This window comes from Serratia sp. (in: enterobacteria), from assembly GCF_046715635.1.
In the GTDB taxonomy this organism is placed as follows: domain Bacteria; phylum Pseudomonadota; class Gammaproteobacteria; order Enterobacterales; family Enterobacteriaceae; genus Chania.
Genome location: NZ_JBKJYW010000156.1, coordinates 1 through 10,400 on the forward strand (window position 1 = coordinate 1; position 10,400 = coordinate 10,400).

General features: G+C 55.4%; 6 protein-coding genes. 4 read left to right on the top strand and 2 right to left on the bottom strand.

Annotation, left to right across the window (positions count from 1 at the left end):
• Positions 1–11: 11 nt before the first annotated feature.
• Positions 12–2,255, bottom strand: a complete 2,244-nt coding sequence (locus ACLQ7H_RS07875; RefSeq protein ID WP_411752184.1) for an EAL domain-containing protein — start codon at positions 2,253–2,255, stop codon at positions 12–14.
• A gap of 528 nt (positions 2,256–2,783) precedes the next feature.
• Between ACLQ7H_RS07875 and ACLQ7H_RS07880 the strand changes: the two genes are divergently transcribed.
• From ACLQ7H_RS07880 to ACLQ7H_RS07890, 3 genes are all read left to right on the top strand, one after another.
• The gene (locus ACLQ7H_RS07880; RefSeq protein ID WP_411752185.1) at positions 2,784–2,951 is read left to right on the top strand and encodes a YfgG family protein; all 168 of its coding nucleotides are present in this window, start codon (positions 2,784–2,786) and stop codon (positions 2,949–2,951) included.
• 165 nt (positions 2,952–3,116) lie between these two features.
• The gene (gene mgtE, locus ACLQ7H_RS07885) at positions 3,117–4,550 is read left to right on the top strand and encodes a magnesium transporter (protein WP_411752186.1); all 1,434 of its coding nucleotides are present in this window, start codon (positions 3,117–3,119) and stop codon (positions 4,548–4,550) included.
• A 171-nt stretch (positions 4,551–4,721) separates the two neighbouring features.
• Complete coding sequence (locus ACLQ7H_RS07890) at positions 4,722–8,063, top strand: diguanylate cyclase (RefSeq protein WP_411752187.1); 3,342 nt, start codon at positions 4,722–4,724, stop codon at positions 8,061–8,063.
• On the opposite strand, the gene alkA is transcribed toward ACLQ7H_RS07890, so the two are convergent.
• Positions 8,031–9,539: a DNA-3-methyladenine glycosylase 2 gene (gene alkA / locus ACLQ7H_RS07895; protein WP_411752188.1), complete on the bottom strand. Its 1,509-nt coding sequence runs from the start codon at positions 9,537–9,539 to the stop codon at positions 8,031–8,033. The two genes, ACLQ7H_RS07890 and alkA, sit on opposite strands and share 33 nt — an antisense overlap.
• A 253-nt stretch (positions 9,540–9,792) precedes the next feature.
• Here alkA and yegD point away from each other — a divergent pair.
• The coding region (gene yegD / locus ACLQ7H_RS07900) for a molecular chaperone (protein ID WP_411752189.1) at positions 9,793–10,400 on the top strand (608 nt) is incomplete at its 3' end.

Below are 10,400 nucleotides of genomic sequence, written 5' to 3' on the forward strand. Positions count from 1 at the left end.
GGGGCATACTCTCAGTCAGACTCTTCGTCTTCCGGCAGTGCCTCCATCGGCACTAGAGACGCCAACAACTGGGGTTTACCGATAAAGTAGCCCTGCATATAATCCACGCCCAGACTTTTAAGCGCATCGCGCTGCTCGGCCGACTCGACGTATTCCGCCACAATCGACAACCTCCTCATCAGCGCCACCTTACAGATTGACGAAATGATCTGGTAATCCACCTTGCTGGTCAGCATGTCCTGCACAAAACTGCCATCGATCTTCAAGATATCGACATGCAGCTCCTTCAGGCGATCGTAGGTGGCATAGCCGGTGCCAAAATCATCCAGGGCAATGCGGCAACCTAACTGACGCAGCTCTTTCAGCGAGTTCTTGGCATATTTCACATCCTGCACCAGATGAGACTCCGTCACCTCCAGCACCAGTTGGTAAGGCTCAATCTGGTATTGCCGCAAGGCATCGCGCACGTCTTGGCACAGGCTCGGGCGGCACAACGAGGACGGTGACAGATTCACGGCAAAGCGCGCGCTAGGCATACCTGCGCGATGAAGCGCCATAAACTGCAAGGTTTGGCGCAGTACCCACATATCCAACTGGTAAGCTAAACCAAACTCATGCACCACCGGTAGAAATTCGTTGGGGGGAATGACGTTACCGTCATCATCCAGCATACGCAGCAGGATCTCGTGGTAAGAGTCGCCGCGAACCCCGACAATCGGTTGAGCCATCAACATGAAACCGTCGTTATCCAGCGAGCGTTGCACCCAGTGTAACAAGGCGACCTTGCGCTTGATTTCATCCTGTACCACATGATGATCGTTCTGCACATTTTCAGGCCGGCCGCTGGTCAGCGACATTTCCGCCAACGAGCTCAATTCCCCCAGCAGCAAATGCAAGTGTTCCACTTCTGAATAGACACCGCAGTAGCTCATCCCCAGCGGCGGATGGATCGGTAGGCCGTTCCACACCAGACGAAACTTCTCCAGCGTACTCTGGATTTTAGCCACCCGGGCCTCACCGTCAGAACCGTTCAGCCGCAACACCAGATCGTACCCCGGTAGATGATAGACGTCCTCCCCTTCCTCCAGTACCGTGCGCAGGCTGCCCGCCAGCTTCTGTTTGAAACGGATGCGCAACTGCATGCCATAGTTCCGGCTGAGCAAATCCAGCTCGGAAATGCGCAGGAAGCACAGCGTAGAACGCGGCACCTTGGCCAGATCGCGCTTCAATGCACGCAGGTTGGGTAAGCCGATAACCGGATCTTTCAGCGAGGCGTTTTGCGCCTTGGCATGGTCCATGCGCTGGCGAGTATGCACCGCAGAGGTCAGCAAAATACTGAGGGTGAACGCCAGCATCATTGACGAGATCATGGTCAGGTTATGCAGCAGGCTGTCCCACTGCACATAGCCCGGATAGTTAAAGAACAGCACCAACAGGGTTGCCGCCCAGATAATACAGTTGAACAGGTAACCAAAACGCATGGCGCTATACAGCATCACCGGCAATAACAGCGTCAGGCTGTAGTCGGGCACCTGCATCGCGTTGGTATCTGCCGAGTGGTAAGCAAGCACCACCACCAAGGCGATCAACGCCGCCAGCCACAGTTGCAGCTCGCTCTTTTTGACCGACGGCGCCATCTGACGGCGGATCCTTCCCAACAGTACGCGGGCAAATTTGGGGTTTTTCACGATCCGCAAGACGAAATAGAACAGCTGCATGGAAGACAGGCAACCGATCAGGATAGCCTGGAAGTTGATCAGGGCATGCAGATGATTCCCGCTACCGGAAAGCATACCGAGTTCATCCGGTAACAAATCGAGGCCGATAACCAGCTGTAAACCAAATATAAACAGCACCGGCGGCATCAGCACCAACCAGATCAGCCGGTGTTTACCCAGCTTCAATTCGGTGAGCCCGACACACCAGCGGCGCTGGGACTGGCAGCGATAGCCCCACCAGCAAATGCTCAGACATCCCACATACAGCAACGTCAAGATCACGTCGACTTCGCTGCCGGCACGGTTTGAGTAGCGGATAAAGATAGCCAAAGCGATGCCTGGCATGGCACGCCAGTCATAAACCATCAGCAAAGAAAAGCAGACCACCAGCGGTAGATAGATCAGATACACTTTGCCATCAGGCAGCATCAGACGCGGCGAAAGCCAGCCTGCAAGCGGCACCAGCAGCAGGCTCAGCACGACAGGCTGCCCCCACCAACGGTCACGTAAATTATTCCAGAACTTTAAAATACCCATCAAGACACTGTATCCGCTAAGGCGTGATTCACTTCGTCGCTTAAGCGCTTTTAAATCGTAGAGAAGGTAGGATCCGATCCCACCACAAAACCATTCGGGGAGCAGGCTGAGACATGCGGTTCCAGCATCAAGAATGGCTGTGAATTCTATTCTCTGTGATAGCTTAAGATTTGACCACGATCAATTAATTAAGAAAATGCTTATAAAAATCCATAAGACACTTTGCGGGTCGATAATAACCTATTAATACACAACAAAAAATCAGACAAAATCTATAGCCCGCGAATTTCGAGTGACCGCTTAAAAAGTGAGGGACATAAACCCCTGCTAAATTACTCGGTCAAACGCACGGAAATAAATGGACATCTTTTGTCATCAGAGCCTAGAATTCCGTTTACAATTTTAATCAATGTTAGCCGCGGCAGGCATGCCTCAAACAACAGTAATCGCCACCATCATTTTCCAGCGGCAGCCCCAATGCGGTGCTTGAACCATGCCAATGGGAAAAACCGACGGGCTCAATGAACCATGAGAAAGACCTCGACCGGGCGCATGACCAAAGTAGTGCTGCTGATCAGTTTCATCATTCTAGTCGGTCGCCTGCTGTATGCCGCCATTGCCGCAATCCCCCATCATCAGGAAAAGAGATCGCTGCCTGAACCGCAGACCCAGGAAGCCCGCGTGGATAATCGGTGATTACCCTGCCCTACCAAGCGACCATCACCCTGAGTCACTGGCACGTCAAAGCTTCTGACCCTGCGCCATCAGATTGATAAAAATCACGCCAGCCACCGCTATGCTCTATCTTTTAAAGATAGTCTAAAAGGAACCCGGTGTGCCAAGTCAGCGTTAAGGAATTCCATGTCCGCCGCAACACATAACGTCAAAAAAGTCGCTGAGTATCGTCAGCGCATTCTGAGCCTGTTGTTGAATAATGCCCCTTTGGTTGACGGCATTCTTGGCCGCTCAGGGGATGAAAAACAACTCAGCGAAGGCGAACTGCTTAATCATACCGCCGAAATCACCCACTTGCTGCAAGATATGCACGCCGCTGACCTGGCGGACCTGCTGGAGGCGTTGCCGCAAGATGAACGTCTGGCGCTGTGGCGACTGGTGGATAACACCAAGCGCGGCCAAACCCTAGTGGAAGTGGCCGAACCGGTCTGGGATAGCCTGATCGAAGAGATGAGCGATAAAGACCTGCTCAAGGCGATCAAAACCCTGGATGTCGATGAACAGGCCTATCTGGCGCAATACCTGCCACGTAACCTGATGGGCCGCCTGCTGACCTCACTGGAGCCAGAACAGCGTGAGCAGGTGCGCGAGATGGTGCATTACGGTAAGGATACCGTCGGCTGGATGATGGACTTCGAACTGGTCTCGGTACGCCCGGACGTCTCTTTGGGGGCCGTACACCGCTTCCTGCGTCAACGTAAAGCCATCCCGGACGCCACCGATAAGCTGTTCGTCACCGACCGCAAAAATACCCTGCTAGGCGAACTGCCGCTGACCGCGATCCTGCTTAACGATCCGCAAACGCCAGTGTTTAAGGTGATGGACAGCGATCCTACCACCTTCCAACCGGAAGACAAAGCCGAAGCGGCGGCCAGCGCGTTTGAACGTTATGACCTGATCAGCGCCCCGGTGATCGATGCCAAAGGCAAACTGATGGGGCGGTTGACCATCGAAGAGATCGTTGACGTGGTTAATGAAGAGAGCGACACCACCCTGCGCCGCATGGGGGGGTTAAGCCCGGAAGAAGACGTGTTTGCCCCTGTCAGCAAAGCGGTGAAAACCCGTTGGGCCTGGCTGGCAATCAACCTCTGCACCGCCTTTATCGCCTCCAGGGTCATTGGCCTGTTTGAACACACCATTTCACAGTTGGTGGCGCTGGCCGCCTTGATGCCCATCGTCGCCGGTATCGGCGGTAATACCGGCAACCAGACCATTACCATGATCGTGCGGGCGCTGGCGCTGCATCAGATCGAAGAGGGCAATATTTCACGCCTGTTGTTCAGAGAGTTGGGTGTAGCCATCATCAACGGGGTAGTCTGGGGCGGCATCATGGGGCTGGTCACCTATCTGCTGTATGGCGATCTGGCAATGGGAGGCGTGATGACGCTGGCCATGATGCTCAATCTGCTGGTCGCGGCGCTGATGGGGGTGATCATACCGATGACCATGCTCAAACTGGGCCGCGATCCTGCCGTGGGCTCCAGCGTGCTGATCACCGCCCTGACCGATACCGGCGGTTTCTTTATCTTCCTGGGGTTGGCGACCGTATTCCTGATTTAGTCATCGTCACCGATAGGTAGACCAGCGCAGAGCCAAGTTGTGCGTAACACTGTGGCTTGTCACAAGACGAGTATATACTTGGGTAGGTATTACACGCCTGCTGTACTACCCTCTGGTGAGTAAAATGGCAGCAGGTTTTTCCTGATCGATAGCATATAGTGAAGGTTACCGATGGATCTCAGTGCAGCGCAGCACCCACTCAAAGCTAAAGGTACCTTGTTCACTCACTCGTTGCTGAGCGCATTGATTGTGTTTCTGCTGGCCTATCTGTGCCTGACGCTGTCTGCGGAATCCAGCCACTTCACCCCGCTGTGGTTCCCGACCGCCGCCGTGATTATGCTGATGTTCCACCAGCCAGCGCGCAATTGGCCATTGCACTTGATCTTTAGCGGGATCGGCATGTGTGTTGCCAGTTTCGTGCTGTTCGGCCTCAGTTGGTTCCCGGTCAAACTCACGCTGATTAACCTGCTGGAAGCCACCGTCTGTACCCTGCTGTTACGGCGAATACTGCAGCCAGACGATCCGTTAAACGGCTTGGCAAGCTGGTTGAAATTTGTTTTCTGCGCCGTGATCTTCACCCCCATGTTCAGCGCACTGCTGGCGGCCACGGTGGCCCCCGCACCTGGGGAAACCTTTTGGCAACCCTTCAGCACCTGGTTTATTTCCGAGGCGATCGGTGTACTGGCTCTGGCACCGATCGGGCTGGTTTATCGCCGCTCAATGTTAAAAACGCTGAACCTGTTCGAACTGCTGCTGGTATCGCTGGGAACATTGACCTTCAGCTATCTGGCGCTGCTCAACCTGCCCTTCCCGTTTACCTTTATCATCCTGCCGTTGCTGTGGGCAGCGATCAGTCTGCCACGGCTCGAAGCCTTTATTATCTGTTTTACCACTACCCTGATGATTACGGTGATGATCTCGCTCGGGCTACTGCATTTTCAGGATAGAGAGACGTTTTTAAGCGATGTGAAGATCTACCTGCCGTTGATGTTGATCCTGATCCCGGCCCACGCCATGGCGATGGTGATGCATGCCTTCCGGGTGGAAAAAGAGCATATCGTGGAAAGCGAAGCGCGTTTTCGCAATGCGTTGGAGTATTCGGCCATCGGCATGGCACTGGTGTCACCAGAAGGGAAATGGTTACAGGTTAATCAGGCACTGTGCAAACTGCTGCGCTATACCCCAGAAACCCTGCGCCGCCTGACGTTTCAAGAAATCACCCACCCCGATGATTTAAATGCCGATCTGACTCAGTTACAAGACCTGCTTGATGGCCACATCAGCAGCTACACCATGGAAAAACGCTATATCCGCAGCGACGGGGAGAGCGTCTGGACTTTGCTGGCAGTATCACTGGTGCGCGACCCCCAGGGCCAGCCGCTGTACTTTATTTCCCAAGTAGAAGATATCAACGAGCTCAAACGGACCGAAGCGGAGAACCGCAGCCTGGTAGAACGCATTACGCTAGCCAATCAGGCCGGTGGGATCGGCGTTTGGGAATGGATGCTGGCCGGAGATAAACTCACCTGGGACAAGCGGATGTTCGAGCTGTACGAACTGATGCCGGATCAAACTCCCACCCTCGCACTGTGGAGCTCTTTGTTGTTGGAAGAAGATCGCGAACGTATCGAGCGGCAATTGGCGACGCTCACTGACCGACACCAGCCGTTTGTGATGGAGTTCCGCATTAAGACCCGACTGGGGGGAGTTCGCCATATTCGCGGCCAGGGTAATACCATCCTCGATGAGCACGGTGTACCGAAGCGGATGATCGGTACCAATATCGACATGACGGAAATCAAATCGCTGGCCGAAGCGCTGCATGAAGAGAAGGAACGCTTGCACATTACGCTGGACGCCATCGGCGAGGGGGTAATCTCCACCGACCGCGACATGCGCATCACCTTTATGAACCCGGTAGCAGAACAGATGTGCGGTTGGCCGCTGGAGATGGCGCTCGGTATGCCGATCAGCGGTGTGGTGCGGATGACCAACGGCCAGGACGGCCCAGAAATAGAAAATCCGGTGCAAAACTGCCTACAAGTGGGTCCCCCGCTGCCAGCAGAATACGCGCTGGTACTGCATAGCCGCGACGGCCGCCGCTTCGACGTACAGGAATCGGTATCACCGCTGAAAACCATCGAGGGCGAGGTGATGGGGGCAGTGATGGTATTGCAGGACGTCAGCGCCTCGCGGGAACTGATGAAAAAACTCAGTTACAATGCCTCACACGATGCGCTGACCAACCTGAAAAACCGTACCAGCTTCGAGAAGCGGCTGAAGGGTGCCGTTGCCAGTGCGGTTGAACACCAACAACAGCACTCGCTGGTGTTCCTCGATCTCGACAGGTTCAAGGCGGTTAACGATAGCGCCGGACACGCGGCCGGCGATGCCTTGCTCAGGGAGATTGGCGAGTTGATGCAACGCCAGCTGCGTAACAGCGATTGCCTGGCACGGCTCGGTGGCGACGAATTCGGCCTGATCCTGTTCGACTGTTCGTTGGAACAGGCCAAGCTGCTGATGCAACAGATGATCGAGCAGATCGGCGAACATCCATTCTGCTGGGCAGGCAAGATTTATCATGTCGGGGCCAGTGCCGGTATTACGCAAATCGGGGCCACTAGCGGCAAGAGTAGCGAGCTATTGGCCCAGGCCGATATCGCCTGTTATACCGCCAAACACCATGGCCGCGGACAGGTTTATATTTATGAAGCCCGACAAAAGCAGCAGATGGAGCGCCAGCATGAGCTGCTAACGCGTCAGGAAGTGCTGAATATTATCGATAATCAGCATTTGCTGTTACGCGCCAGGGCAGCCTCGCCGCCTAAAACGCCACAGGCGGTCTGTTTCTATCAGCTAAAGCTGCACGTTAGCCCACCCGACGAACGCCTGTTAACCTCTGAGTCCTTCTTCGCCGCAGCTCGGCTCTACGGCCTGCTGCCCGACGTCGATCGTTGGTTGGTGAGCCAGGTGCTGGAAAGACACGCCGAGGCTCTGCGCCACAAAGGATTGGCCATTGCGCTGCCATTGGCCATGGACAGCGTGCTGGATCTGGATTTTCAAACTTATTTACAGGAGTTACTGGCGGCTTCCGTACTGCCAGCCAGTGCGCTGTATCTGATGGTGGATGAGACTATCGTGCTCGATCACCCACAAGATGGCGGTGTCTTTATCCGCCGTTTGCAGCAGATGGGCTGCAAGCTGATCGTCAATGGCTTTGGCCGCAATCTGAACGCCTTCGATCAGTTAAACGGCCAGACGATCGATTACATCCGCATCGACGAGCGTTTTATCACCGATGTCCACTGCAACCAAATGGATGAGTTGATGGTTTCTATGATCCATGGTGCAGCACATCGTATTAAGGCCCAAACCCTGGCCGGACCCGCACATCAGCAGGTTACGCTAAATGCGCTGACCGCCATCGGGGTCGATCTGGTAGACGGTGACACCGTTGCGCTGGAGGTACCGCTGGGCGATTTACTCAGCGGCGGCTACTTCGGTATCCACTGAAGGTACCCAGCGATCGTTATGCCACAGATGCAAGGTGGCGTAGGAACGCCAAGGCCGCCAACGTTCGGCATAGCGCTCAATCTGGCGCGGCGTCATGCCGGGGAAACGCTGTTTGATCAGATAGTCCCCTGCCAGAAAAACGTCCGGCCATGACCAGGCCCGCATAGCGATATAGCTGGCGGTCCAACTGCCTATCCCCGGCAGTGCGGTTAACTCTTTGATACCCTGTTCAATATCCAGCACGTTATCCAGCTGCAAACGCCCTTCTGTCACCCTGCGCGCAATTTCAATCAGCGCCGCCGCACGCTTCAGTTGTACACCCAATGGACGCAGTTCTTCCGGTTGCAGCTGAGCGATCCGCGCCGCCTGCGGAAAAACATGAGTGATATCGCCATACGGCGGCTCCAGCGCCGTTCCCCAGCGCTCCGCCATCCGTCCGGCAAAGGTAGCCGCCATCTTGACGCTGACCAACTGCCCCAACACCGCACGCGTAGCCTGCTCAAAGCTGCTGACGCAGCCTGGCAAACGTAAACCGGGCGCATCCGCCGCTAGCGCACCTAACGCCTCGCAAATGCGGTCTGGTGCAGCATCCAGATCGAACAGTTGGCGAATGCGCCGCAGGACTTCGGTCGTCACCCTGCTGAGCGATGGGGCTATTTCCACCCGCACCCGATTACGCGCCTCTTCCGGCTGGACGCTCACCCAACCGCAATAATCAACGCCGCCCTGATCCACCGCGATCGAACGGCAGTATTGTTGACCGACAACGCTTTCCACCCCACTGACCGCACGTGCCTGTAAGAACCCCAACATACGCACCCAATCGTAAGGTGGCCGGTATCCCAGATGAAACACCAGCCCGCTGGTGGCAGCGCGCTCACTACGGCCAGCGGTGCTGCGCAATGCCGAAGGGATCAGGCGATAGCGAGCTTTAAACAGCTCATTGAAACGCCGCAGGCTACCAAACCCGGCAGCAAACGCCACCTCACTCAATGGCAAATCGGTATCCGCCAACAACCGTTTGGCCTGCAACAGACGGTGCGATTGAGCGTAATCGATAGGGGAAGCGCCAAACTGGTCGGCAAAAATGCGCCGCAGATGGCGATCGGAAATCCCCAGGCGGGTGGCCAGCTGTTCACAGCTGTGTTCTGAAAGATAGCCCTGCTCAATCAGTTGGACCGCAACCTGAGCATAGCGATTGCCCAGATCGATCAGCGCCAGCCCTGGAGCCAATTCGGGACGGCATTTCAAGCAGGGGCGAAAACCGGCCAGTTCGGCAGCGGCGGCGCTGGGGTAAAACGTACAATTTTCGATTTTCGGCGTGCGGGCGCTACATACCGGCCTGCAATAGATACCGGTGGAGGAGACACCAACAAAAAATCGTCCGTCAAACTTACGGTCACGCGCACTCAGCGCGCTATACAGCGCCTGTTGTTGATTCTTCATGGCATCGCTCGGAGTCAGTTTTTTGTTCATTATGGCGCTCGGACCTGTGGCTGACGTGCGGGAATCGGACATTAACCTGTTTGACTCACTTTGTCGGGGTGCTGTTAAACGGGCGCAGCATGCGGCGCCCCTACAAATTCAGTGCCCTTGTCTCCAACCTGGTTCAAGTTAACCATGCCGCCGCGATTGCCGCTAAATTTTTCGCCAGTTAGCGGCCCACTCGTTGCTCGGCAGACCAGTCTCGGGTAAAGTCGCCCCCCTTCATCGGCATGGGGAACGAAAAATGTTTATTGGCTTCGATTATGGCACTGCCAACTGTTCTGTCGCCGTTATGCGCGATCAGGGTCCTGAATTACTGACGTTGGAAAACAACGAACCCTATCTCCCTTCGATGCTGTGCGCACCGACGCGTGAGGCGGTGAGTGAGTGCCTGCATCGCCACTGGCAGGTGCCAACCGGCAGCGAGGAAAACCAGCAGTTGCTGCGCCGCGCCATCACCTTCAACCGCGAAGAGGATATTCCGGTCAATGGCGATAGCGTGCTGTTTGGCCTACAAGCGCTGGCACACTACATCGAAGATCCGGAAGAAGTCTATTTTGTCCGTTCGCCAAAATCCTTCCTCGGGGCTAACGGCCTGAAGCCACAACAGATTGCGCTATTTGAAGATCTGGTGTGCGCCATGATGTTCCACATCAAGCGCCAGGCGGAAGGCGTATTACAGACCAGCATCGATCAGGCCGTCATTGGCCGCCCAATCAACTTCCAGGGCACCGGCGGTGAAGAGGCTAACCAGCAGGCGCAGGGGATTTTGCACCGCGCCGCACAACGGGCCGGTTTCAAAGAGATCGAGTTCCAGTTCGAACCGGTTGCCGCTGGGCTGGACTTTGAAGC